Genomic DNA, 24,610 nt, shown 5'->3' with positions numbered 1-24,610 from the left:
GCGGGGAACCGCGCGACCGGCCACCGACCACCCGCGCACGTCACCACCGGCACGAGCCGCGCAGCGCTCAGCCCCCGTTCTGGGCCAGCCGCAGCAAGTGGTCCGCCAACGCCTGCCCGCCCGTCGGCTCCCGGCTGATCAGCATCAGCGTGTCGTCCCCCGCGATCGTCCCCAGGATGTCGTGCAGTTCCGCCTGGTCGATCGCCGAGGCGAGGAACTGCGCGGCCCCCGGAGGGGTCCGCAGGACCACGAGGTTCGCCGACGCCTCAGCGGAGATCAGCAGCTCCGCGGAGAGCCGCCGCATCCGCTCCTCCTTCGCCGACTCCCCGAGCGGCGCCCGCGGGGTGCGGAAACCGCCCTCGCTGGGCACCGCGTAGATGAGGTCGCCGTCGTTGTTGCGGATCTTGACCGCGTTCAGCTCGTCCAGGTCCCTGGAGAGCGTCGCCTGCGTGACGGTCAGGCCGTCGTCGGCGAGCAGCTTCGCCAGCTGGCTCTGGGAGCGCACGGCCTGCCGGTTGAGGATGTCCACGATCCGGCGGTGGCGTGCGGTGCGGGTCTGCGGTACGGCAGGCCCACCGGTCTGCTCGTGCTCCTGCGCCTGGCTCATCGTCGTCTCATTCTCCGGATCGTCCGTCCCCGTGGGCCGCCTGGGCCCGGTCAAGGATGCCGGGCAGCGCCCCGAGGAAGGCGTCCACCACGTCGTCGCCGAGGTTCAGCGGCGGCATCAGCCGTACGACATCGGGTGCGGGCGCGTTCACCAGGATTCCGGCGTCCTGGGCCGCCTGCTGCACCTGCGGTGCGAGCGGCCCGGTGAGCACGATACCCAGGAGCAGGCCGGCGCCCCGGACGTGGGCGATCAGCGGGTGGCCGAGGCCCTCGACCGCGCCGCGGATCTTCTCGCTCTGCCGCTTGACGTTGTCCAGCAGGCCCTCGTCCGCGATCGTGTCGAGGACGGCGAGGCCGGCGGCGCAGGCGACCGGGTTGCCGCCGAAGGTGGTGCCGTGCTGGCCGGGCTGGAGGAGGTCGGCGGCGCGGCCGAAGGCGACGGTGGCGCCGAGCGGCAGCCCGCCGCCGAGGCCCTTGGCGAGGGTGACGACGTCCGGCAGGACGCCCTCGTGGGCCTGGTACTCGAACCAGTGCCCGGTCCGGCCGACGCCGGTCTGCACCTCGTCCAGGACGAGCAGGGCGCCGGTGGCGGCGGTGATGGCGCGGGCGGCCTTCAGGTAGCCGGGGGGCGGGACGACGACGCCGTTCTCGCCCTGGATCGGCTCGATGATCACGAGGGCCGTCTCGTCGGTGACCGCGGCGGCCAGCGCCTGCGGGTCGCCGTACGGGACGTGCGTGACGTCGCCGGGCAGCGGCAGGAAGGGCGCCTGCTTGCCGGGCTGGCCGGTGAGGGCCAGGGCGCCCATGGTGCGGCCGTGGAAGCCGCCGTCGGTGGCGACCATGTGCGGCCGCCCGGTCAGCCGGCCGATCTTGAAGGCGCCCTCGTTGGCCTCGGCGCCGGAGTTGCAGAAGAAGACCTTGCCGTCCCGGCCGAAGCGCTGGAGCAGCCGTTCGGCGAGCGCGACGGGCGGTTCGGCGACGAAGAGGTTGGAGACGTGGCCGAGGGAGGCGATCTGCCGGCTGACCGCGTCGACCACCGCCGGGTGGGCGTGGCCGAGCGCGTTGACCGCGATGCCGCCGACGAAGTCCAGGTACTCCTTGCCGTCGGCGTCCCACAGCCGGGATCCCTCGCCGCGCACCAGGGGCAGGCGCGGGGTGCCGTAGTTGTTCATGAGCGCGCCCTGCCAGCGGGCGGTCAGCTCCTGGTTGGTCATGCGGCATCCCCCTCTTGCTCGTCGGGCACGACCATCGTGCCGATGCCCTCGTCGGTGAAGATCTCCAGCAGGATCGAGTGCTGGACCCGGCCGTCGATGACCCGGGCGTTGGTGACGCCGTTGCGTACGGCGTGCAGGCAGCCCTCCATCTTCGGCACCATGCCGCTGGACAGCTCGGGCAGCAGCTTCTCCAGCTGGGCGGCGGTGAGGCGGCTGATCACCTCGTCGGAGTTCGGCCAGTCCTCGTAGAGGCCCTCGACGTCGGTGAGGACCATGAGAGTCTCGGCGCCGAGCGCCGCAGCGAGTGCCGCAGCCGCCGTATCAGCATTGACGTTGTAGACATGTCCGTCGTCCTGGGAACGGGCGATCGAGGAGACGACCGGGATGCGGCCGTCGGCGAGCAGGGCCTCGATGGCGCCGGTGTCGATCTCGGTGATCTCGCCGACCCGGCCGATGTCGACGGACTCGCCGTCGATCTCGGGCCGGTGCCGGATGGCGGTGATGGTGTGCGCGTCCTCGCCGGTGAGGCCGACGGCGAGCGGCCCGTGCTGGTTGAGCAGCCCGACCAGCTCACGCTGCACCTGCCCGGCCAGCACCATCCGTACGACGTCCATGGCGTCCTCGGTGGTGACGCGCAGGCCGGCCTTGAACTCGCTGACGATGCCGGCCTTGTCGAGCGCCTTGCTGATCTGCGGGCCACCGCCGTGCACGACGACGGGCTTGAGACCGGCGTGGCGCAGGAAGACGACGTCCTGGGCGAAGGCGGCCTTGAGGTCCTCGTCGATCATGGCGTTGCCGCCGAACTTGATGACGACGGTCTTGCCGTGGTGCCGGGTCAGCCAGGGCAGCGCCTCGATGAGGATCTGGGCCTTGGGGAGCGCGGTGTGCTTGCGAGTGGTGCTCATGACGAGTACGCGCTGTTCTCGTGGACGTAGTCGGCGGTGAGGTCGTTGGTCCAGATGGTGGCCGTGGCGTCGCCGGCGGCCAGGTCGGCCACGATGTGGACCTCGCGGTAGCGCATGTCGACCAGCTCGCGGTCCTCGCCGACGCCGCCGTTCTTGCAGACCCAGACGCCGTTGATCGCGACGTTGAGGCGGTCGGGCTCGAACGCGGCGGACGTGGTGCCGATCGCGGAGAGGACGCGGCCCCAGTTGGGGTCCTCGCCGTGGAGGGCGCACTTGAGCAGGTTGTTGCGGGCGATGGTGCGGCCCACCTGGACGGCGTCGTCCTCGGTCGCGGCGTTCACGACCTCGACCCTGATGTCCTTGCTGGCGCCCTCGGCGTCCCGGATGAGCTGCTGCCCGAGGTCGTCGCAGACGCTGCGGACGGCCTCGGCGAAGTCGGCGTACTGAGGGGTGACGCCGGCGGCGCCGGAGGCGAGCAGCAGCACGGTGTCGTTGGTGGACATGCAGCCGTCGGAGTCGACGCGGTCGAAGGTGACCCGGGTGGCGTCGCGCAGGGCTCGGTCGAGCACCCCGGCCTCCAGGTCGGCGTCGGTGGTGAGGACGACGAGCATGGTGGCGAGGCCCGGCGCGAGCATGCCGGCGCCTTTGGCCATGCCGCCGACGGTCCAGCCGTCCTTGGTCACGACGGACGTCTTGTGGACGGTGTCGGTGGTCTTGATGGCGATGGCGGCCTTCTCACCGCCGTGCTCGGAGAGCTGACCGGCGGCGGTCTCGACGCCGGGGAGCAGCTTGTCCATGGGCAGCAGGACGCCGATGAGCCCGGTGGAGCAGACGGCGACCTCTCCGGCCCCCGTGCCGAGCACCTCCGCGACCTTCTCCGCGGTGGCGTGGGTGTCCTGGAAGCCCTTGGGGCCGGTGCAGGCGTTGGCGCCGCCGGAGTTGAGGACGACGGCGGAGACCTGCCCGCTCCTGAGCACCTGCTCGGACCACAGGACCGGCGCGGCCTTGACGCGGTTGGAGGTGAAGACGCCGGCGGCGGCGCGGCGGGGGCCGGTGTTGACCACGAGGGCCAGGTCGGGGCTGCCGCTGTCCTTGATCCCGGCGGCGATCCCGGCCGCCGTGAATCCCTTTGCTGCCGTCACACTCACGGCGCGACTCCGATCGTCGTCAGTCCGGTGGTCTCGTCGAGACCCAGGGCGAGGTTCATGCTCTGGACGGCACCGCCCGCGGTGCCCTTGGCCAGGTTGTCGATGGCGCTGATGGCGATGATGCGTCCCGCAGCGGCGTCGTACGCGACCTGCACCTGAACGGCGTTGGAACCGTAGACGGACGCGGTCGCGGGCCACTGGCCCTCGGGCAGCAGGTGGACGAAGGGCTCGTCGGCGAACGCCTTCTCGTAGGCGGCGCGGACGGACTCGGCGGTGACGCCGGGCTTGGCCTTCGCGGTGCAGGTGGCGAGGATGCCGCGGGGCATCGGCGCGAGGGTCGGCGTGAAGGAGACGGAGACCGGCTCGCCGGCGACCGCGCCGAGGTTCTGGATCATCTCGGGGGTGTGGCGGTGGCCGCCGCCGACGCCGTACGGCGACATGGAGCCCATGACCTCGCTGCCCAGCAGGTGCGGCTTGGCCGCCTTGCCCGCGCCGGAGGTGCCGGAGGCTGCGACGATCACGGCCTCGGGCTCGGCGAGCGCGGCGGCGTAGGCCGGGAAGAGCGCCAGCGACACGGCGGTCGGGTAGCAACCGGGCACCGCGACACGCCTGGACCCCTCCAGCGCGGCGCGGGCACCCGGCAGTTCGGGAAGGCCGTAGGGCCAGGTGCCGGCGTGCGGGGAGCCGTAGAACCGCTCCCAGTCGCCGGCGTCCTTCAGCCGGAAGTCGGCGCCCATGTCGACCACGAGGACGTCCGGCCCGAGCCGCTCGGCGACGGCGGCGGACTGCCCGTGCGGCAGCGCGAGGAACACGACGTCGTGCCCGGCGAGCACCTCGGGCGTGGTCGGCTCCAGCACCCGGCCGGCCAGCGGCAGCAGGTGCGGCTGGAGCGCGCCGAGCTTCTGTCCGGCGTTGGAGTTGCCGGTCAGGGCGCCGATCTCGACCTCGGGGTGCGCGAGCAGCAGACGCAGCAGCTCACCGCCCGCGTACCCGCTCGCTCCGGCCACCGCCGCACGTACCGCCATGACGTCCTCCATCCTCGATGGCATGACTATACGTAACGACGCACGTTTATGCAAAGGCGGCGGCGTGCGGCTCCGCTCACCGAGCGGGGCCGGGGCGGGCCCGGCGGATGTGCCGGGGCCGGGACACGGGGACGGCCGCACCCGTGGGTGCGGCCGTCCGTCCGGGGCCGGACCGGCTACCGCTGCCGGATCCGCAGGAACGTCACCGAGTTCGCCGGGAAGGTGTACGTGAACTCGCTCGCCACACCCGAGAAGGTGGACCGCACCGGGGTCACCGGGGTGTCCGTCTCCGTGTTCACCGCGTCCTGGTCGGCGGCCAGCGTGGTGACGCGGGCCTTGGAGGCGACCTCGGCCCCGCCGAGGTCGACGGCCGTGCGGGCCGCCGTGTCCTGGGCGTTGACCACCTTGACGACCAGCTCGCCGGTGCGCTCGTCCTCGGTCACGATCTGGCGGAACGGCTCGGCCGGCTTGTCGTCGGTGAAGCTCCCCCACTCCTTCCCGTCGAGGAAGAGGGTCACCTGGCGGCCCCGCACCTTGACGTCGATGTCGTAGGCGCGGCCCGTCTCGATCGACCCGGCCTTGGACAGGAGGGTCGACTTGCCGCCGTCGGAGGCCTGCTCGACGGCGGACTGGGTGTTGTTCCAGCCGCCCAGGTTCCACCAGTAGTAGTTGCCGGTGTCCTTGACGCCGAAGGCCACGAGGAAGCCCTCCTTGCCGGACTTCTTGGTGGCCTTCACGTGCAGGTCGTAGTCCTTCCAGGCCGGGTCGCCCGCCGTGACCAGGGTGTTCTCGGCGGCGGCGTCCGTCTGGACGTAGGCGCCGTCCTGGACGGTCCAGCTTCCGGAGCCCGTGTGCGTCCACCGCGACGCGTCACCGGAGAAGTCGTCGGCCAGGAGGGTCCTCCCGTCGGCCGACGTCACCTTCACGTCGTCGTACGCCGCGCTGGTCGCCCAGGTCGACAGGCCGACGGCGCCGGTGATGGGGCCGCTGACGTCCGGCGTGCCGGTCGCCCGCGAGGGGACGACGCGGTCACCGGTGTTGTTCATGAACAGCTTCTGGACCTCGTAGTTGGCCGAGTTCCAGGACGCGTGGTTGTTGAACCAGATCATGTCCGGGCTCCACTGCACGTAGTCCTCGTTGGCGAGCAGCGGGGCGTAGGAGGCGAGCTTGACGATGTCCGCGTTGCGTTCGAGGCCGGTCATGAACGCGGCCTCGGACAGGGCGTTCTTCCAGGCGTTGCCCTGGGAGGCGTACTCGCCGAGGAAGACCTTGGGGCCCTTCCTGTCGTACGTGTCGTAGCGGTCGTTGTTCTGGAGGAACCACTGCGGGCTGTTGTAGTAGTGCTCGTCGACCATGTCGACGCCGGCCTCGCGGTTCAGCTGCCAGGCGGTGTCGAAGGTGGTGCCGGAGTCGTCCGGGCCGGAGTTGGAGACGACGGTGATGTCCGGGTACTTCGCCTCGATGGCGGTGCGGAACTGCTTGAAGCGGGCCATGAACTCCCGGGGCAGGTTCTCCTCGTTGCCGACGCCGATGTGGGTGAGGCCGAAGGGCGCCGGGTGGCCCATCGCGGCGCGCTTGGCACCCCACGTGCTGGTGCGGGGGCCGTTGGCGAACTCGATCAGGTCCAGGGTGTCCTGGATGTGCCGCTTCAGCAGCGCGTCGTCGTCGGTGGCCCGGTTCTGGCCGCAGCCGGTGACCAGGGCGGGGACGACGGGCAGCGGCATGGCGCCGATGTCCTCCGCGAAGCGGAAGTACTCGTAGTAGCCGAGGCCGTAACTCTGGTTGTAGCCCCAGAAGTTGGCGTTGGTGGCGCGCTCCTCGACCGGGCCGATGGTGTCCTTCCACTGGTAGCTGCGCTCGCGCTGCCAGCCGCTCGCCTCGCTGTAGTCCGCCATGGAGCCGGTGTTGACCAGGCAGCCGCCGGGGAAGCGCAGGAAACCGGGGTTCAGGGCCTCGATCTTCTCGGCGAGGTCCTTGCGCAGGCCGTTGGACTGGCCCTTGTAGGTGTCGCGGGGGAAGAGGGAGACCATGTCGAGGGCGGCCGGCGCGGTGGTGGCCACGGCGAGCCGGCCCCGGTTGCTGGTGCGGGTCGCGGTGAAGGTGGCGGTGTACTTGCGCCACTCACCCTTCGCGGCCACCTGGCGCACCTGCGCGAGCGTGCCCGCGGCGTCCCGCAGGGTGACGGTGAGGGTCGTGCCGGCGGCGGCCCGGGCCCACACCGAGAAGTCGTACTTCTTGCCCTGCGCCACGTGGACGCCGGTGTTGTAGCCGCTGTTGGTGACGGACGAACCGGCGCCGAGGGAGAGGTAGTTGCGGTTGCGGTCGTTGAGCCGGCCGGCGTCGTCCCGCACCTCGGCCGTGCCGTCGGCCGCCCAGGAGGTGAGCGGCGTGTACGAGGCGTTGTCGGCGGTGGAGTACTCGAAGGACCGGTTCTGCACGAGTTCGGCGTACAGGCCGCCGTCGGCGGCGCGGTTGATGTCCTCGTAGAAGACGCCGTACATCGTGTCGTCGATCGCGGCGCCCTCGGCGGACGGGTCGACGGTGATCGTGTAGTCGGTGACGGCCTCCGCGTGCGCCGGCGACGGCAGCAGGGCCGAGGCCGTCAGGAGGGCGGTGACGCTGAGACCGAGTCTCCAGCGGGTGCGTGACATGGATACTCCGCGGCTCTCACTAGTCGTTCGAAATATCGGACGTTGGTCAGCACTTCGAACGGCAAGATAGGGAGGGGGTGCGGGCCCGTCAATGGGTCGCGCGGCAACCAGGGGGCCGGAGGCGGAAAGCGGGTGGAAATGGGCGAGTTGTGGCCGGTGCCGGACGTGCTGGCGTATCTCGCGGGCCGGTGGCGCACCGAGCGGTCGGTGCGGGATCTGGCGAGTGGCGCGACGGGCCGCTTCGAGGGGACCACCGCGTTCGACGCCCTGGACGGCGGCGGACTGCTCAGCCGGGAGTCCGGGGCCTTCACCTGGCAGGGCGTGACGCGGCCCGCCGGGCGGACGCTGCGCTACGCGCCGGGGCGGGCGCCGGGCACCGCCGACGTGTGCTTCGCAGACGGACGGCCCTTCCACGACCTCGACCTGGCGTCTGGACGCCACATGGCCGACCATCCGTGCGCCGCCGACCTCTACCGCGGCGAGTTCACCGTCCGGGACCGGGACCACTGGCGGACCGTGTGGCGCGTGGGCGGGCCGGCGAAGGACCTGCTGCTCACGACGGAGTACGTCCGCGAGACACGCGGTCGTTGAGGCCGCCGGGGCCGTCGGCGCACGGCGTCGTGGGGCAGCCGGGGCCGGCCGACGGGCCGTACCTACGGCGGGCGCCCCTTCGAAGCCGAGGTTCCAGCGGCCCGCGCGGCCTGAGCCGCGCGCGGCCGCGACGAACGCGACCCGAACCGCTGTGCGGTGACGGTGCCGCGCGCGGGTACGCAGGTCAAGGGGCGTCACCAGTGGGTCGCCCAGGGCCCGCCGCCGCTCACGGGCCGAAGGCGAACGCCATCCACTGGTCGGGCCGGTCCAGCGCGGTGAAGCCGAGCTTCTCGTAGACGCCGTGCGCGTCGTGCGTGGCGAGCAGGAGGCGTCGCACGCCCCAGGGGCGCAGGTGCTCGCGGACGGCCGCGACCAGCGCCGTGCCGAGGCCCTTGCCGCGCACCGAGCGGTCCACGTACACGTCGCACAGCCAGGCGAAGGTCGCCCGGTCGGTGACCACCCGCGCGTACGCCACCTGTTCGCCGGACACCGTGTCGTACACCCCGAAGTTGAGCGACCCCTCGACCGCCCGGTCCTGCTTCTCGCGGGACCGCCCCAGCGCCCAGTACGCGTCGGTGGACAGCCAGTGGTGCACGCGCCCGGCGTCGAGGCGGTGCGGGTCGGTGGAGAGTTCGTACCCGTCGGGCAGGCCCGGTGTGTCGGTCATGCCGGGATGCTCGCAGGGGCGGCGGGACCGCGTCGACCGGTTATGGGCGTGCGTCCCACACCTGTGCGCAGGCCGTGCGCAGGCGCCGTACCCCTTCCGCGATCTCCCCGGTACCCGCGACCGCCGCGAAGCTCAGCCGCAGGTGGGCCGCCGGGGGCTCGGCGCTGAAGTACGGGCGGCCCGGGGTGATCGCCACGCCCGCGCGCAGGGCGGCCGCGGTGAGGGCGGCCTCGCCCCCGGGACCGAAGGAGCGCGCGGTGTCCCCGGTGCCGTCGGGCAGGCGCAGCCACAGGTGGTAGCCGCCGGACGGGATGTGGGGCAGGGCGAACTCCGGCAGGTGCAGGCGCAGCGCGGACGTCATCGCGTCCCGGCGGGCCTTCAGCTCCGTCGAGACCGAGCGCAGATGGCGCGGCCAGGCGGGCGAGCCGACGAGTTCCAGCGCCGCCTCCTGGAGGGGCCTGGGCACGAAGAAGGTGTCGACGACCTGGATGGCCCGCAGCCGTTCCAGCACCGGCCCGCGCGCGGCCAGGACGCTCACCCGGAAGCTCGGCGAGGTCGCCTTGGTCAGCGAGCCGACGTGGACGACGACGCCGTCCGGGTCGTCGGCGGCGAGCGGGGCGGGCAGCGGGCCCGAGTCGTCGTGCACCAGGCGCCGTACGAAGTCGTCCTCGACGACGAAGGCGCCGGCGGCGCGGGCGATGCGCAGCACCTCGCCGCGCCGCTCGGGGGCGAGCACGGCGCCGGTCGGGTTCTGGAACAGGGGCTGGCAGACGAAGACGCGGGCGCCGGTCGCCCGGAAGGCGTCGGCGAGCAGGGCCGGCCGCACGCCGTCCGCGTCCACCGGGACCGGTACCGGGCGCAGGCCGGCCGCGCGGGCGATGGCCAGCATGCCGGGGTAGGTCGGGGACTCGACGAGGACGGGTGCACCGGGCGGGGCCAGCGCCCGCAGCGCGATGGCCAGCGCGGACTGGCCGCCCGCGGTGACCAGCACCTCCGCCGCCGTGATGGCCCCGCCGATGCCGCGCGCGAACCACTCCCGCAGCTCCGGCAGACCCTCCATCGGCGGCCGGCCCCACGCGCCGGGCCGCCGCCCGGCCCGGGACAGGGCCGCCGCCATCGCCCGCTCCGGCTGCAACGACGGGTGCAGATAGCCGCCGTTGAACTCCACGACGCCGGGCGACGGGGCGGCCAGCGAGACCAGTACGCCCGAGGCGTCGACCGAGCGCGGTACGAGGTCGGCGGCGCCGTCCGCGCTGAGCGCGACCTCCTGCCAGGAGGTGTCCCCGGCGGGCGCGGCCGCCGACGGGCGCCGCGCGGCACGGAAGGCACCGGCGCCGGGGCGGGTCACCACCAGCCCCTCGGCGGCGAGCTGGGCCAGGGCGCGGGAGACGGTGACCGGGCTGACCCGGAAGCGGTCGACGAGGGCCCGGCTGGACGGGAGCTTTCCTCCGGGCGAGTAGCGGTCCAGCTCCCTCCGGAGCTTGTCCGCCAGGTCAGCGACGCTGCTACGCTCATGCATGAGAGCACAGAGTAGCGCTACCAGGACTTCCGCGATAGCAGTCGGCGGCCCGGACACCGCGTCCGGCACCCGCGCGTCCGGCACCCTTTCGTCCGGCACCCGTTCGTTCGGCACCCTCCAGGCCGCCCTGGGTGTCGCCGCGTTCTCCCTCACCTTCCCCGCCACCGCCTGGGGGCTGGAGGGCTTCGGCCCGTGGTCCCTCATCGCGGTGCGCAGCATCCTGGCCGCGGTGATCGCCGGCGGGTGTCTGCTGGCGCTGCGCGTGCCCCTGCCCGAGCGGCGCCACTGGTCCGGGCTCGCGGTGGTGGGCGGCGGGGTGGTGCTCGGCTTCCCCCTGCTGACCACGCTGGCCCTGCGGACCTCGACCACCGCGCACGCCGCCGTCGTGGTCGGCCTGCTCCCGCTGACCACCGCCCTGCTGTCCGCCCTGCGCATCGGCACCCGGCCCTCGCGCACCTTCTGGTGCGCGGCCCTGGCGGGCGCGGCCGCCGTACTCGCCTTCACCGTGCAGCAGAGCGGCGGCGCCCTGTCCACGGCCGACGTCTATCTCTTCGCGGCGCTGCTGGTGTGCGCGGCCGGCTACACCGAGGGCGGCCGGCTGGCCCGGGTGATGCCGGGCTGGCACGTCATCGGGTGGGCGCTGGTGCTGTGCCTGCCGCTGACCGTGCCGATGGCCGCCGTGGCCCTGGCGTACGAGCCGGTGCACCTGACCGCGCACAGCGTGACCGGGCTGCTGTGGGTCTCCGCGGGCTCGCAGTTCCTCGGCCTGGTCGTCTGGTACCGGGGCATGGCGGCCATCGGCATCCCGAAGGCGAGCCAGTTGCAGCTGGCGCAGCCGCTGCTCACACTGGTGTGGTCGGTACTTCTCCTGGGCGAGCACCTGACGGTGGCCGCTCCGCTGACCGCCGCGGCGGTACTGGTGTGCATCGCGGTCACCCAGCGGGCCCGGGGCTGAACGGCACGCGCGTGAGGAGGCCCCACAGATGCATGCGACCAAGGGCGATCAGCTGATCCAGCACGGCCGGGTGGTCGGTGAGCACGACAAGGTGGCGGAGATCGTCGAAGTCATGGGCAAGGAGGGCGCTCCCCCGTACCGGGTCCGGTTCCAGGACGGGCACGAGGCCGTGTGCTCGCCCGGCCCCGACTCCGAGATCCGGCACCGGGAGATCCAGCTCTAGACCTTCCCGCGGCGGTCCCTACCGGCGCGGGGTGCGGGCGGCCGGCCGCGTGTAGTGGTCGGCGCTCACCCGCGCCAGCGCCCCGATCCGGTCCTCGGCCACCTCTTTCGCCGAGAAGAACACGTGCCCGCGCACCTCGGGGTGCCCCTGTGCCAGCGTGAGGTGGCGGGTCAGCTCGGCCGGGTCCTGCCAGGCGGCGGGCTGCGCCGGGTCACCGGCCTTGTACAGGGCCTCGCCGATGTACAGCTGCGTGCGGCTGCCCCTGGCCACCTCCGCCCACCACGGGACCAGCTTCGCGTAGTCGGCGGCGGCCAGGCCGATGTTCCAGTACAGCTGCGGCACGATGTAGTCGATCCAGCCCTCGCGCACCCACCTGCGGGTGTCCGCGTGCAGGTCGTCGTACGTCTGCACGCCCGCCCTGGTGTCCGAGCCGCGCGCGTCGGTGGCGGCGTTGCGCCACACCCCGAAGGGGCTGACGCCGAAGCGGGCAGTCGGCCGGATCTCCTTGACGCGGGCCGCCGTCTCGCGCACCAGCAGGTCGATGTTGTCCCGCCGCCACGCGGCCCGGGTGGCGAAGCCGGTGCCGTAGGTGCCGTAGGTGCCGCCGTCGTCGAAGCTCTGGCCGGCCACCGGATAGGGGTAGAAGTAGTCGTCGAAGTGGACGCCGTCCACCGCGTACTTCTCGACCGCGTCCATCATCGCGTCCTGCACGAAGGCCCTGACCTCGGGCAGGCCCGGGTTGTAGTAGAGCTTGCCGCCGTACGGCACCACCCACCCGGGGTTCTTGCGCGCGGGGTGCGAGGGCACCAGGTGGGAGGGGTCGTCGTGGGTGGCGACGCGGTACGGGTTGAACCAGGCGTGCAGCTCCAGCCCGCGGGCGTGGGCCTCCTCGACCGCCGTGCCCAGCGGGTCCCAGCCGGGGTCGCGGCCCTGGCTGCCGGACAGGTACTGCGACCAGGGCTCGTGTGCCGAAGGCCACAGCGCGTCGGCCGTCGGCCGGACCTGGAAGATCACCGTGTTCAGCCCGTGCCGGACCGCGTTGTCGAGGTGCTCGACCAGTTCCGCGCGCTGCTCGGACGCGCGCAGCCCCGCGCGGGTGGGCCAGTCGCGGTTGGCCACCGTGGCCAGCCACATGCCCCGCATCCCGGTGACGGCCCGCCGCGCGGGCCCGCCCGCCTCGGGACCCGGTGCCGGCGGCGGGGTGGGGGCGCCCGACGGAATCGGCGCCGCCGACGCCCGGGAGGCGACGGTGAGCGCCGACAACGCCGCCACCGCGAAGGCACGACGCGAGACACGGCCCATGGGGAGACCTCCTGAACGGTGCGGATCCGCGCTGTCACGGATCGTGAGGGAGAACCCAGCATGCCCGACCCGGGGGACGGATCCGTGGCCATTCGGAGGTAACGTGCTCGATCGGAGCAGGCACCGGGGACCCCGGCGTGCCTGCTGCCACCGCCGTGAAGTCAGCGAAAGGGACGATGTGACCGGCATCTCGGGAGATATCACACGCGTCGGCGTGGTGGGCTGCGGTCAGATGGGAGCGGGCATCGCGGAGGTGTGCGCCCGCTCCGGTCTGGAGGTGATGGTCGCCGAGACGACCGGCGAGGCCCTGGAGATCGGCCGCACCCGGCTGTACAACTCGCTGAGCAAGGCCGCCGAGCGCGGCAAGATCACCGAGGAGGAGCGGGACGCCACGCAGGCGCGCCTGAGCTTCACCACCGACCTCGGCGAGTTCGCCGACCGTGACCTGGTGATCGAGGCCGTCGTCGAGAACGAGCAGGTCAAGACCGAGATCTTCCAGGTGCTCGACCAGGTCGTGACCCGGCCGGACGCGATCCTGGCCTCCAACACCTCCTCGATCCCGCTGGTGAAGCTGGCGGTGGCCACCTCGCGGCCCGACCACGTCATCGGCATCCACTTCTTCAACCCGGCCCCGGTCCAGCAGCTCGTCGAGCTGATCCCGGCGCTCACGACCTCCGAGGGCACGCTCAGCCGGGCGCAGCTCTTCACGGAGAAGGTGCTCGGCAAGCACTCCATCCGCGCCCAGGACCGCTCCGGCTTCGTGGTCAACGCGCTGCTGATCCCGTACCTCCTCTCCGCGATCCGGATGTTCGAGTCGGGCATCGCCAGCCGCGAGGACATCGACAACGGCATGGAGATGGGCTGCGCCCACCCGATGGGCCCGCTGAAGCTGGCCGACCTGATCGGCCTGGACACGGTCGCCTCGGTCGCGTACTCGATGTACGAGGAGTACAAGGAACCGCTGTACGCCGCTCCCCCGCTGCTCCAGCGGATGGTCGACGCGGGCCGACTGGGCCGCAAGAGCGGCTCGGGCTTCTACTCCTACGGCTGACGGCACGGAGTGTGACCCCGCGCGGGCCCGGCACCTGACGAGGTGCCGGGCCCGCGGCGTTCACACGGCGTGTGCGCACCGGGCACGCATATGCCCGGCGCACACTCTCCCCACGCGCCCACCAGGCGGGTTGACTCACCATGCACATGCAAGGGACGTGAGACGACTACGGAAAGGAGCGGTCCGTGACCGCCGATCCCGAGCATTCCGTCCATCAGGGAGAACTCGCGGAGTTACGGCGCCGGCTCGACGTGGCCTACGCCCGCGTCGAGGGCGGACTGGCGCTGCTCTCCCACCGGACCGAGGAGACCGCCAAGGAGCTGGACGACATCAACACCCGGCTGACCGCCCTGGAGCACGCCCGCTGGCCGCTGCCCTCGGTCGCGGTCGTCACGGCCGTGGGCGCCCTGGTCGTGGCGGTGTGGCAGGCCCTCGGGCGTTAGCTAGCCCCTGGCGCCCGGGGCGGGCGGGGTGTCCTGTCCGAGCCTGAGGTGGTGGAGGAGGAGCAACGCGGCCGCCATGTTGGCGGCCGGGACCTCCCCGCGGGCGACCAGGTCGGGAACGACCTTGAGCGGGACCCACTCCCGGCGGTCCGACTCGAAGTCGTCCACGGGATGCCCGACGTACTCGCCCTCGTCGGCCCAGTAGATGTGGTGCCGGGCGTCGGTGAGTCCGTTGGACGGCTCCACGCTCATGAGGTGGCGCAGCGGTCCCGGCCGCCAGCCGGTCTCCTCCTCCAGTTCCCTGGCCGCCGCGACCGCGACGTCCTCGCCGTCCTCGACGACGCCGGCCGCGAGTTCCCAGCCCCAGCTGTCGGTGATGAAGCGGTGCCGCCACAGCAGGAGGACCTCTGCGGCGTCGTTGACGACCGTGGCCACGGCCACGGGACGCATCCGTATCAGGAAGTGGTCGAGGTGCCGGCCGTCCGGTAGCCCCACGTCGGCGAGATTGACGCTGAACCAGCGGTTTGAGTACACAGTTTGTTCGTTCTGTTTCGTCCACTGCACGGTTCTGCCACCCTTCTTCGAGTAGGTGGCAATATCGCAGCAGGAGCGGCTCGGCAGCAGGCGCACGACGCCGCTCACGGCGCGGCGGTGGGCGCAGCGGGCCCGGGACCGGACGTCACAGCGGTACGCGCAGGGCCCCGTCGATGAGTTCGGCGGCCTCCGCCGTGCCCGCGCCGCCGCTGCGCACCAGGTGCTCGCGGACCGCGCGGAGTCTGTCGCGCAGGCGCTGGGACTCCATGCCCCGGGCCTGTTCGGCCATCTGCACCGCGGTGGCCACCGCCTTGTCGGCGTTGCCCCGGCGCAGCTCGATCGTGCTGAGCATGGCGAGCCGGTGCACCCGCCCGCGGTCGTGCGCGGGGTTGTCCACGGCCGCCGCGGCGTGCTCACCGGCCGCGGCGATCTCGCCGAGGCTCAGCAGGGCCTCGGCGACCTGGACGTTGACCAGTCCGGGCTGCACATAGCCGGTCTCGTCGGGTTCGTACCCGCGCCGGATGCGTTCCGCGGCCTGCTCGGCCCGCCGGATGCAGGACAGCGCGCTCGTGCCGTCGCCGAGGTGGGCGTACGCCTTGGCCTGCATCGCGTACAGGTCGGAGGCGAGGGCGGGGGTGATGTGCCGGCCCGCGGCGCGCAGCGCGGCCTCGGCGAAGGCGACGGCCTGCCGGTTCTCGCGCATGAACAGCGCCTGGTTGACCAGGAGCGCGATGACGTAGGCGCCCAGGCCCCGGTCCCCGCTGGCCTTCGCGAGCCGGAGGGCCTGGTGGAAGTAGCGCTGCGCCAGGCCGTGCGCGTCGGAGTCGTACGCGCAGATGCCGGCGACCGCGACCAACCCGCCGGTGGCCCGGTGCAGTTGGCGGCCGGTGGCGTCGGTGTAGCCGCCGCGCAGCAGCGGGGCCGCCTCGGAGTTGAGGAAGCCGACGATGCGGGCGCGGGTCGCCATGCCGCCGGCCTTGCGGTACATCTGCTCGTAGTGGGCGCGGGCCGAGCGCAGCATCTCCAGGTCGGCCGGGGTGACCCGGTGCCGGCCGCCGCGGGAGACGTCCACGTCCTCGGGCGGGTTCTCCCACTCCCACACCGGCATCACTGCGGGCGTGCCGGTGAGCGCGGGGGCGCCGAGGATGTGCGCGCGCTGCTGCTGGTCGGAGCGCCACAGCGCGGTCGCCCGCTCCACGAACCCGGACAGCGAGCCGGTGTGCGGGGCGGCGGGCTCGCCGGGCACGCCGAGCCCGATGTCGTCGAGGGTGACGGGGCGGTGCAGCCGGGACGCGAGGACCTCGCAGATCAGGTCGGGCACCTGGCCGCGCGGCCGCTGCCCCTTCAACCACCGGGCGACGGCGGTGTGTTCGTATCTCAGTGCCAGCCCGCGGGCCCGCCCCGCCTGGTTGACGTGCGCGGCCAGTCCCGCGTGCGAGATCCCGGCCTCGTCCAGGATCGCGTCGAGCAGGGTGTTGGGCTGCATGGGTGCCCCCCCGGGTGACTCGGTGCCGACAGCGTAGTGCGTCGGCCTTCACACGGGGTGTGAACGGAGTACGCGCATCCGTACCGTGCGCGCGCTGTCGCGGAGCGTACCGGGCCGGTTGACTGAACTGCCTCGAAAGAGGCCGGCCGGGCCGCCGGCTCCCCCTCGTACAGTGCGGCGGCCCGTTTCCACGCCGTCCGCCCGGCTGCCTGCCCGACACTCCGTGGCGGGGCGGACGGCTCCGCCGGTTGCGCGGGGCGACGGATCGCCGTCGCGTGTGCGGACGCGCTGTCGAGTGCGGGTGCGTCGTGGTTGCTCGCGCAGTTCCCCGCGCCCCTTCGGGCGCGTTGCGGTGACGCCGCCGAGGGGCGCGGGGAACTGCGCGGCCGGCCACCGACTACCCGCGGCCGCCGACCGGCAGAAGCCCCCGCCCCTCGGGCGAACGCGAACCCCTAACTACGCAGCACCGCTCCGACCCGCTCGCCCGCGAGGGCGACCGCCGCGTCACGGGCCGCGGAGGCCTCGTCGACCGTCAGCGTCCGGTCCCCCGCGCGGAAACGCAGCGCGTACGCCAGGGACTTGCGCCCCTCGCCGAGCTGCTCCGCGTTGTCGTAGACGTCGAACAGCCGGATGGACTCCAGCAGTTCGCCCGCGCCCTCGCGCAGCGCCGCCTCGACCTCGGTGGCCGGCACGAACGCGTCGACGACGAGGGCGACGTCCTGCGTGGCCACCGGGAAGGTGGAGATGCCCGGCGCCTGCGGGGTGTCGTCGCCGACCCGCCCCACGGCGTCGAGGTCCAGCTCCATCGCGCAGGTGCGGGCGGGCAGACCGAGCGCCTTGAGTACCCGCGGGTGCAGCTCGCCGGCGTGGCCTACGACCCGGTCCTCGCCGTCCACGGTGACGAACAGCTCGGCGCACCGGCCCGGGTGCCACGGCCCGTACTGGCCCTTGCGGACGCCCAGTTCGGCACCGGCCTCGCGGGCGACGGTCCGGGCGGCCTCGACGGAGTCGGCCCAGTCGGCCGGACGGCCCTTGCCCCACCAGCCGGCCTGCTCGCGGGCGCCGGCCAGGACGACGGCTACGTGCCGCGGCTGGTCGGGCAGCGCGGCGTCCAGCGCGGCGAGGTCGTCGGCGCTGGGCCGCCGGTCGACGGGCAGGTTCGCGGCGACACGCTGCTCGTCGCGCGGGTGGAAGACCAGGCCGGTCTCGAAGAGGGCGAGGTCGTGCGAGCCCCGGCCGTCGTTGCGGCGCAGCGCGCCGAGCAGGCCCGGCAGCAGCGTGGTCCGCAGCGCGGGCTCCTCGTCGCTGAGCGGGTTGACCAGCTTGACGACACGGCGGGCCGGGTCGTCGGCGTCCAGCCCGAGCTGGTCGAAGACCTGCTCGCTGAGGAAGGGGTAGTTCGGCGCCTCGACGTAGCCGGCGCCGGCCAGGGCGCGCCCGATGCGGCGGTGCAGCCGCTGCCGGGAGGTCAGGCCGCGGCCCGCCGGGGGGCGGGGCAGCGTGGAGGGCAGGTTCTCGTAGCCCTCCAGGCGGATGACCTCTTCGGCCAGGTCGTTCGGGTCGGTGAGGTCGGGCCGCCAGGACGGCACGGTGACGATCAGCTCGTCCTGTCCGTACACGTCGCAGCCGACCTCCTGGAGGCGGCGTACGACGGTCTCGCGGCCGTACTCCACGCCCGCGACCTTGTCCGGGTGGTCGGCCGGGACGCGGATGCTGTGCGGCACGGGCGGGGCGCTGATCTCGGTGACACCGGCCTCGGCGGTGCCGCCGGCGAGCAGCACCAGCAGGTCGACGGTGCGCTGCGCGGCAGCGGCGGCGGCCTGCGGGTCGACGCCCCGCTCGAAGCGCCGGGACGCCTCGGAGGACAGCTTGTGCCGGCGGGCGGTGCGGGCGATGGCCACCTGGTCGAAGTGGGCGGCCTCGATGACCACGTCACTCGTGGCGTTCTCGGTGTCGCCGTGGTCGGCGATCTCCGTGTTGGCGCCGCCCATGACGCCGGCGAGGCCGATCGGGCCGCGCTCGTCGGTGATGACCAGGTCCTCGGCGTGCAGCTTCCGCTCGACGCCGTCGAGGGTGACGATCTTCTCGCCCTCCTCGGCGCGGCGGACGCCGATGGTGCCCTGGACCAGGGAGCGGTCGTAGGCGTGCAGGGGCTGGCCCAGCTCCATCATCACGTAGTTCGTGACGTCGACGGCGAGCGAGATCGGGCGCATGCCGACCTTCTGGAGCCGGCGCTGGAGCCAGATCGGGGAGCGCGCCTCGGCGCTGAGGCCGGTGACCGTGCGGGCGGTGAAGCGGTCGCAGCCGCTCGGGTCGGCGATCTTCACCGGGTAGCCGTAGGCGTTCGGCGCGGGCACGTCGAGCAGCGCCGGGTCGCGCAGCGGCAGGCCGTAGGCGATGGCGGCCTCGCGGGCGACGCCGCGGATGGACAGGCAGTCGCCGCGGTTGGCGGTGACGGCGATGTCCAGGACCTCGTCGACCAGCTCCAGCAGCTCGATGGCGTCCTTGCCGACCTCGGTCTCCGGCGGCAGCACGATGATGCCGTGGCTGCCGTCGTCGCCCATGCCCAGCTCGTCGCCGGAGCAGATCATGCCGTGGGACGTCTTGCCGTACGTCTTGCGGGCGCTGATCGAGAAGCCGCCGGGCAGGGTGGCGCCGGGGAGGACCACGACGACCTTGTCGCCGACGGCGAAGTTCCGGGCGCCGCAGACGATCTCCTGGGGCTCACCGGTGCCGTTGGCCCGGCCGACGTCGACGGTGCAGAAGCGGATCGGCTTCTTGAAGCCCTCCAGCTCCTCGATGGTCAGCACCTGACCGACGACGAGGGGGCCCTTGAGGTCGGCGCCCAGGTGCTCGACGGTCTCGACCTCCAGACCGGCCGAAATCAGCTTGGCCTGCACGTCGCGGCCGGTCTCGGTGGCCGGCAGGTCGACGTACTCCCGCAGCCAGGAAAGCGGGACCCGCATCAGATCTCCATCCCGAACGGCCGGGTGAACCGGACGTCACCCTCGACCATGTCTCGCATGTCCTCTACGTTGTGGCGGAACATCAGCATCCGCTCGATGCCGAACCCGAAGGCGAAGCCGCTGTACTTCTCGGGGTCGACGCCGCAGGCGGTGAGCACCCGCGGGTTGACCATGCCGCAGCCGCCCAGCTCGATCCAGCCCTCGCTGGAGCAGGTGCGGCAGGGCCGGTCGGGGTTGCCGACGGACTCGCCCTTGCATACGTAGCAGAGCATGTCCATCTCGGCGGACGGCTCGGTGAAGGGGAAGAAGTTCGGCCTGAGCCGGGTCTTCATCTCCGCGCCGAACAGCGACTGGACCATGTGGTCCAGGGTGCCCTTGAGGTCCGCCATGGTCAGGCCCTCGTCGATGGCGAGCAGCTCGACCTGGTGGAAGACGGGGGTGTGCGTGGCGTCCAGCTCGTCGGTGCGGTACACCCGGCCGGGGCAGATCACGTAGACCGGCAGCTCGCGCTCCAGCGCGGAGCGGATCTGCACGGGCGAGGTGTGGGTGCGCAGCACGACGCCGGACTCGGTGCCGCCCTTCGGGCCCTGCACGAAGAAGGTGTCGGCCTCGCCGCGCGCGGGGTGGTCCGGGCCGATGTTGAGGGCGTCGAAGTTGAACCACTCGGCCTCGGCCTCGGGGCCCTCGGCGACCTCGTAGCCCATGGCCACGAAGACGTCCTCGATGCGCTCGGAGAGCGTGGTGAGCGGGTGGCGGGCGCCGGCCGGGACGCGGTCGTAGGGCAGCGTGACGTCCACGGCCTCCTCGACCAGGACCCGCGCGTCGCGCTCGGCCTCCAGCTCGGCCTGGCGCGCGGCCAGCCCCTTGTTCACCGCGCCGCGCGCCTGGCCGACGCGCTTGCCGGCCTCGGCCTTGGCCTGCGGCGGCAGGGCCCCGATCTCGCGGTTGGCCAGCGCCAGCGGGGAGGTGCCGCCGGTGTGGGCGACCTTGGCCTCCTGGAGCGCGTCGAGGGAGTCCGCGGCGGCGAAGGCGGCGAGCGCCTCGTCCCGCATGCGCTCGATCTCTTCCGGTTTCAACGCCTCGACCTCGACAGGGTCGTACGACTTATTCGGTGCCGACATCTCTTCCCGTGCTTCCGATTGTCCCCCAGCTACCGCTGGGAGGTGCCCCCATGCTGATGGTCCCCGTCACCGGCTCGTGGACGAAGCGTCTGCGGACGAAGCGTCTGCGTCGAGCGTCTCCGCCTGCGGGACACAAAGGTGCCAAAGGCCGAGTCTAACGGGGTGGAGGGAGACGAATGCGCCCGCAGTGCTCAGGCCAGGTAGGCCGGTGCCGCCACGGGCAGCGTAAATCGGAACTCCGCGCCGCCGCCGGGGGCGCGGCCGACCGTGATGGTGCCGCCGTGGGCCTCGACGATGCCCTTGACGATGTACAGCCCGAGGCCGGTGCCACCGCGCTTGCTGCCCCGCCAGAAGCGGGTGAAGACGCGGTTCATGGACTCCTCCGGGATGCCGGCCCCTTCGTCGCTCACCGTGACCGACGTGCCGGTGTCCTCCCCTTCGCGGGGGGACGCCGTGGGCGTGATGTCGATGGTGACGGTTCCCTCGCCGTGGCGCACGGCATTTTCCAGCAGGTTGCTCAGCACCTGGTCGATCTTGTCGGGGTCGGCCCACAGGTCGGGCAGGGGCTGGGAGAGGCGCAGCAGGAACCGGTCGGCCTCCTGGCCGGCGGCGACGTACGCCTGGATGTGGCGGCCGACGGCGGCGCCGATGTCGACGGGCTGGCGGCGGACCTCCAGCCGGCCCGAGTCGATCCGGGAGATGTCGAGCAGCTCGGCGATGAGCCGGGTGACCCGGTCGGCGTCCGCGTCGACGGTCTCCAGCATCAGCCGCTTCTGGTCGTCGGTGAACCGCTCCCACTTGGCCAGCAGCGTCGCCGTGAAGCCCTTGACGGAGGTGAGGGGCGAGCGCAGTTCGTGGGCGACGGTGGCGATCAGCTCGGCATGGCTGCGTTCGGTACGGCGCCGGGCCTCGGTGTCGCGCAGGGTGACGACGACGCGGTGGACGGGGCCGAGGCGCTCGGTACGCACGTAGCGGGCGGAGACGAGGACCTCCCGGCCGCCGGGGAGCAGGAGGTTGCGTTCGGGCTGGCGGACGCGGATGGCGAGGCCGCCGTAGGGGTCGGTCAGCTGCCACCAGCGCCGGCCCTCCAGGTCCTCCAGCGGGAGGGCTTTGTCCAGCGGCTGTCCGAGGGCGTCGGCGGCGGGGACGGCGGTGATGCGCGCGGCCGCCGCGTTGAAGCGGACGACGCGGCCGTGCTCGTCCGCTACGACGAGGCCGTCGGGCAGGTCGTCGGGGTCGACGCCGAGGCCCGCCGGATCACCCGGCGTGCGGGGCGCGGGCGGACGCGGCGCCTCGCGCGCCCCCGGTGCGCTGCTCGTGCCGACGCTCATCCCCGTACCCCACCTCTCGACCGCGCAGGGGCCTTGAGCTGGTCACCCTACTAGGCGTTGGTGACGGAGCGGCACCCTCCGGCGGCGCGCTGTGCACGCGCCGACGCGTAGAGACATACGGCGGCGGCGGTGGCGAGGTTCAGACTCTCGGCCTTGCCGTGGATCGGGACGCGCAGGACGGCGTCGGCGAGGGCGCGGGTCTCTTCCGGGAGCCCCCAGGCCTCGTTGCCGAAGACCCAGGCGGTGGGGCCGCCCATGGTGCCCGCGTCCAGTTCCGCGTCGAGGTCGTGCTCGCCGGCGCCGTCGGCGGCCAGGACCCGGACCCCGGCGTCCCGCAGTCCGGCCACGGCCCGCTCGACGGGGACGCCGACGGCCACGGGGAGGTGGAACAGGGAGCCGACGGAGGCGCGTACGGCCTTGGGGTTGTACAGGTCGACGGAGGCGTCGGTGAGGACGACCGCCTCGGCGCCGGCGGCGTCGGCGCAGCGCAGCACGGTGCCGGCGTTGCCGGGGTCGCGTACGTGGGCGAGGACGGCGACGAGCTTGGGGCGGGCGGCGAGGATGTCGTCGAAGGGGGTGTCCACGAACCGGCAGACCCCGACCAGGCCCTGCGGGGTGACGGTGGTGGAGATGTCCTCGATCACCTGCTCGGCGGCGAGGTGGACGCGGGCGCCCGCGTCACGGGCCGCACCGATGATGTCGGCGTACCGCTCCGCGGCCTCGACGGTGGCGAACAGCTCGACCAGGGTGTCCCCGTACCCCGCGGCCTCCCGCACGGCCTGCGGCCCCTCGGCCAGGAACAGCCGCTCCTTCCCCCGAAAGTTCCGCTTCCCCAACCGCCGCGCGGCAACGACACGGGGGGAACGGGGGGAGATCAGCTCGGGAGCAGCAACCATTTCGACTTACCTCGGCGAGATGCCCTAGGGGCGCGGGGAACTGCGCGACCAGCCACGGCCGGTCCGCACACTCGATTCGACAGAAGACGCCAGACACAGACGGACCCGCAGGCTGTGCACCTGCGGGTCCAGTCACGTCGGCTCAAAGCCGGCGCAGCGTCACGCGGCCTTCGGCGCGTTGACGTCGCTCGGCAGCGCCTTCTGGGCGACCTCGACGAGCGCGGCGAACGCACCCGCGTCGTTGACGGCCAGCTCGGCGAGGATCTTGCGGTCCACCTCGATGTTGGCGGCCTTCAGACCCTGGATGAAGCGGTTGTACGTGATGCCGTTGGCGCGGGCAGCGGCGTTGATGCGCTGGATCCACAGCTGGCGGAAGTCACCCTTGCGCTTCTTGCGGTCGTTGTAGTTGTAGACCAGCGAGTGGGTGACCTGCTCCTTGGCCTTGCGGTACAGGCGCGAACGCTGACCGCGGTAGCCGGAGGCCTGCTCGAGGATCGCCCGGCGCTTCTTGTGGGCGTTGACTGCCCGCTTGACGCGTGCCACTTTTTAACTCCTTGTAGCGGGGCCGCGGTGATCCTCACGCGGCCCGGTATCGATGGGGTCCCGGTCTTGACGTACGGCGCTCAGTGGAGGCGCCGGCGCGTCACTTGCCGAGAAGCTTCTTGATCTTCGCGGCGTCGCCCGGGGCCATCTCGGCGTTGCCGGTGAGGCGACGCGTCACACGGGACGACTTGTGCTCGAGCAGGTGGCGCTTGCCGGCGCGCTCACGGAGCACCTTGCCGGAGCCGGTGATCTTGAAGCGCTTGCTGGCACCGCTGTGCGACTTGTTCTTCGGCATAGCGCCGTTCTCTCCTCGTCGGTGGCGCTCCGGTGCCCGGTCGTGAAACCGGGCACGGGTGGAGCGTCGCTCTTGTATCGGTTACGTCCTGGGGACTGGCGTCCCCCGGAGTCACGCCTCGGCGGAAGCCTCGGCCGGGGCTTCGGGCTGGCCCTCGGCGTTGGCGGCGTCGGGGTCCGCGGCGTTCATCGAACGGCCGGGGTTGGCCTTCGCCTCGGCCTTGCGGGCTTCCTGCGCCTGGCGAGCCTCGGCCATCGCCTCGGTCTTCTTCTTGTGCGGACCGAGGACCATGATCATGTTTCGGCCGTCCTGCTTCGGGTTCGACTCCACGAACCCGAGGTCGGCCACGTCCTCCGCGAGACGCTGCAGCAGTCGGTAGCCGAGCTCCGGCCGGGACTGCTCGCGACCACGGAACATGATCGTGATCTTGACCTTGTCGCCCTGCTTGAGGAACCGGACGACGTGACCCTTCTTGGTGTCATAGTCGTGCGGGTCGATCTTCGGCCGGAGCTTCATCTCCTTGATGACCGTGTGCGCCTGGTTCTTGCGCGCCTCACGGGCCTTCATGGCCGACTCGTACTTGAACTTCCCGTAGTCCATGAGCTTGCACACGGGCGGACGGGCGTTCGCCGCGACCTCTACGAGATCGAGGTCGTACTCCTGCGCAAGCTCCAGGGCCTTGGCAAGCGGGACAATCCCGACCTGCTCGCCGCTGGGACCGACAAGTCGCACCTCGGGAACGCGAATCCGGTCGTTGATGCGGGGCTCGGCGCTGATGGATCCTCCTCGGTAGCACCACGCGACGGTCTGGCGGACAGCCGCGTAACGTCTGTGTTCGATAGACCTGACCGAGCCGGCGCAACAAAAATGCCCCGGACGATCACAGGCGGGGCTCCTCGAACTGCTACCGGAGCACCGCCGCGATGGCCGCGGGGCGCGATTTCGGGCTGGTCGCCGCCGCTGGGCGGGACCGCCTGACCGGTGACCCGCCGTCCTGAGGACGGCCAGGTGGGAGTTCGAAGCCTCCACTTGTGGGCCGGGCCCGCAGCCGCGAGGCGCGCGTGTCCGACCGGTCGTTACACAAGGTTAGCAGCTCGGCGGGGGAAGGGCTAACCGAGACCGAGTGGGGCACCTCGCC

At 72.4% G+C, this 24,610-nt stretch carries 23 protein-coding genes; 5 read left to right on the top strand and 18 right to left on the bottom strand.

Features of this window, described 5'->3' with window-relative positions; all coding sequences use genetic code 11:
- Positions 1–67: 67 nt before the first annotated feature.
- The 6 genes from ACFIF2_RS30875 to ACFIF2_RS30850 all read right to left on the bottom strand — a co-directional run bounded on the left by ACFIF2_RS30875 (position 68) and on the right by ACFIF2_RS30850 (position 7,549).
- Positions 68–607 (bottom strand): arginine repressor, encoded by a 540-nt coding sequence (locus ACFIF2_RS30875; RefSeq protein ID WP_395576555.1) that lies wholly within the window; start codon positions 605–607, stop codon positions 68–70.
- Between the two features lie 7 nt (positions 608–614).
- Positions 615–1,820, bottom strand: a complete 1,206-nt coding sequence (locus ACFIF2_RS30870) for an acetylornithine transaminase (protein ID WP_395576554.1) — start codon at positions 1,818–1,820, stop codon at positions 615–617.
- Positions 1,817–2,725 (bottom strand): acetylglutamate kinase, encoded by a 909-nt coding sequence (gene argB / locus ACFIF2_RS30865; protein WP_395576553.1) that lies wholly within the window; start codon positions 2,723–2,725, stop codon positions 1,817–1,819. The genes ACFIF2_RS30870 and argB overlap by 4 nt, the downstream gene beginning before the upstream one ends.
- Positions 2,722–3,873 (bottom strand): bifunctional glutamate N-acetyltransferase/amino-acid acetyltransferase ArgJ, encoded by a 1,152-nt coding sequence (gene argJ / locus ACFIF2_RS30860; RefSeq protein WP_395576552.1) that lies wholly within the window; start codon positions 3,871–3,873, stop codon positions 2,722–2,724. Before argJ ends, argB begins: the two co-directional genes overlap by 4 nt.
- Positions 3,870–4,898, bottom strand: a complete 1,029-nt coding sequence (gene argC / locus ACFIF2_RS30855) for an N-acetyl-gamma-glutamyl-phosphate reductase (protein ID WP_395576551.1) — start codon at positions 4,896–4,898, stop codon at positions 3,870–3,872. The genes argJ and argC overlap by 4 nt, the downstream gene beginning before the upstream one ends.
- A gap of 176 nt (positions 4,899–5,074) precedes the next feature.
- Positions 5,075–7,549, bottom strand: coding sequence for an alpha-L-arabinofuranosidase C-terminal domain-containing protein (locus ACFIF2_RS30850; RefSeq protein WP_395576550.1), 2,475 nt, complete (start codon positions 7,547–7,549; stop codon positions 5,075–5,077).
- Between the two features lie 138 nt (positions 7,550–7,687).
- Here ACFIF2_RS30850 and ACFIF2_RS30845 point away from each other — a divergent pair, with 138 nt between their 5' ends.
- On the top strand, positions 7,688–8,140 hold the full coding sequence (locus ACFIF2_RS30845) for a DUF6314 family protein (RefSeq protein WP_395576549.1): 453 nt from the start codon (positions 7,688–7,690) through the stop codon (positions 8,138–8,140).
- 226 nt (positions 8,141–8,366) lie between these two features.
- On the opposite strand, the gene ACFIF2_RS30840 is transcribed toward ACFIF2_RS30845, so the two are convergent.
- The gene (locus ACFIF2_RS30840) at positions 8,367–8,807 is read right to left on the bottom strand and encodes a GNAT family N-acetyltransferase (protein WP_395576548.1); all 441 of its coding nucleotides are present in this window, start codon (positions 8,805–8,807) and stop codon (positions 8,367–8,369) included.
- A gap of 40 nt (positions 8,808–8,847) precedes the next feature.
- Positions 8,848–10,326, bottom strand: a complete 1,479-nt coding sequence (locus ACFIF2_RS30835; protein ID WP_395576547.1) for a PLP-dependent aminotransferase family protein — start codon at positions 10,324–10,326, stop codon at positions 8,848–8,850.
- Here ACFIF2_RS30835 and ACFIF2_RS30830 point away from each other — a divergent pair.
- A complete protein-coding gene (locus ACFIF2_RS30830; RefSeq protein WP_395576546.1) occupies positions 10,325–11,281 on the top strand; it encodes a DMT family transporter in 957 nt (318 codons plus the stop codon). The genes ACFIF2_RS30835 and ACFIF2_RS30830 overlap by 2 nt on opposite strands.
- Positions 11,282–11,309: 28 nt before the next feature.
- Positions 11,310–11,504 carry a DUF1918 domain-containing protein gene (locus tag ACFIF2_RS30825; RefSeq protein WP_395576545.1) on the top strand — a complete coding sequence of 65 codons (195 nt, stop codon included), beginning with the start codon at positions 11,310–11,312 and terminating at the stop codon, positions 11,502–11,504.
- Between the two features lie 18 nt (positions 11,505–11,522).
- Here the strand turns inward: ACFIF2_RS30825 and ACFIF2_RS30820 are convergent, their stop codons facing one another.
- A complete protein-coding gene (locus tag ACFIF2_RS30820; RefSeq protein ID WP_395576544.1) occupies positions 11,523–12,806 on the bottom strand; it encodes a glycoside hydrolase family 10 protein in 1,284 nt (427 codons plus the stop codon).
- A gap of 178 nt (positions 12,807–12,984) precedes the next feature.
- Here ACFIF2_RS30820 and ACFIF2_RS30815 point away from each other — a divergent pair, with 178 nt between their 5' ends.
- The gene (locus tag ACFIF2_RS30815) at positions 12,985–13,857 is read left to right on the top strand and encodes a 3-hydroxybutyryl-CoA dehydrogenase (protein WP_395576543.1); all 873 of its coding nucleotides are present in this window, start codon (positions 12,985–12,987) and stop codon (positions 13,855–13,857) included.
- Between the two features lie 185 nt (positions 13,858–14,042).
- Positions 14,043–14,300, top strand: a complete 258-nt coding sequence (locus ACFIF2_RS30810; RefSeq protein WP_395576542.1) for a hypothetical protein — start codon at positions 14,043–14,045, stop codon at positions 14,298–14,300.
- Here ACFIF2_RS30810 and ACFIF2_RS30805 read toward each other — a convergent pair whose 3' ends face one another.
- The 9 genes from ACFIF2_RS30805 to infC all read right to left on the bottom strand — a co-directional run bounded on the left by ACFIF2_RS30805 (position 14,301) and on the right by infC (position 24,249).
- The gene (locus ACFIF2_RS30805) at positions 14,301–14,864 is read right to left on the bottom strand and encodes an NUDIX hydrolase (RefSeq protein WP_395576541.1); all 564 of its coding nucleotides are present in this window, start codon (positions 14,862–14,864) and stop codon (positions 14,301–14,303) included. It abuts the gene before it with no gap.
- Positions 14,865–14,979: 115 nt separating this feature from the next.
- Positions 14,980–16,320: a transcriptional regulator gene (locus ACFIF2_RS30800; RefSeq protein WP_395576540.1), complete on the bottom strand. Its 1,341-nt coding sequence runs from the start codon at positions 16,318–16,320 to the stop codon at positions 14,980–14,982.
- 452 nt (positions 16,321–16,772) lie between these two features.
- Positions 16,773–19,286 (bottom strand): phenylalanine--tRNA ligase subunit beta, encoded by a 2,514-nt coding sequence (gene pheT / locus ACFIF2_RS30795; RefSeq protein ID WP_395576539.1) that lies wholly within the window; start codon positions 19,284–19,286, stop codon positions 16,773–16,775.
- Entirely contained in the window at positions 19,286–20,407 is a 1,122-nt protein-coding gene (pheS, locus tag ACFIF2_RS30790) for a phenylalanine--tRNA ligase subunit alpha (RefSeq protein WP_395576538.1), read from the bottom strand. Before pheS ends, pheT begins: the two co-directional genes overlap by 1 nt.
- A 191-nt stretch (positions 20,408–20,598) precedes the next feature.
- Positions 20,599–21,738, bottom strand: a complete 1,140-nt coding sequence (locus ACFIF2_RS30785; protein WP_395576537.1) for an ATP-binding protein — start codon at positions 21,736–21,738, stop codon at positions 20,599–20,601.
- A gap of 50 nt (positions 21,739–21,788) precedes the next feature.
- Positions 21,789–22,634 (bottom strand): TrmH family RNA methyltransferase, encoded by an 846-nt coding sequence (locus ACFIF2_RS30780; RefSeq protein WP_395576536.1) that lies wholly within the window; start codon positions 22,632–22,634, stop codon positions 21,789–21,791.
- A gap of 159 nt (positions 22,635–22,793) precedes the next feature.
- Entirely contained in the window at positions 22,794–23,177 is a 384-nt protein-coding gene (rplT, locus tag ACFIF2_RS30775) for a 50S ribosomal protein L20 (RefSeq protein WP_019325184.1), read from the bottom strand.
- A gap of 100 nt (positions 23,178–23,277) precedes the next feature.
- Entirely contained in the window at positions 23,278–23,472 is a 195-nt protein-coding gene (rpmI, locus tag ACFIF2_RS30770) for a 50S ribosomal protein L35 (protein ID WP_003977225.1), read from the bottom strand.
- 111 nt (positions 23,473–23,583) lie between these two features.
- Entirely contained in the window at positions 23,584–24,249 is a 666-nt protein-coding gene (infC, locus tag ACFIF2_RS30765; RefSeq protein ID WP_395576582.1) for a translation initiation factor IF-3, read from the bottom strand.
- Positions 24,250–24,610 lie beyond the last annotated feature (361 nt).

It is taken from the genome of Streptomyces sp. BK79 (assembly GCF_044142145.1).
Lineage (GTDB): Bacteria > Actinomycetota > Actinomycetes > Streptomycetales > Streptomycetaceae > Streptomyces.
The sequence above is the reverse complement of the archived record's forward strand: the minus strand, read 5'-3'. Positions and strand labels throughout refer to the sequence as shown.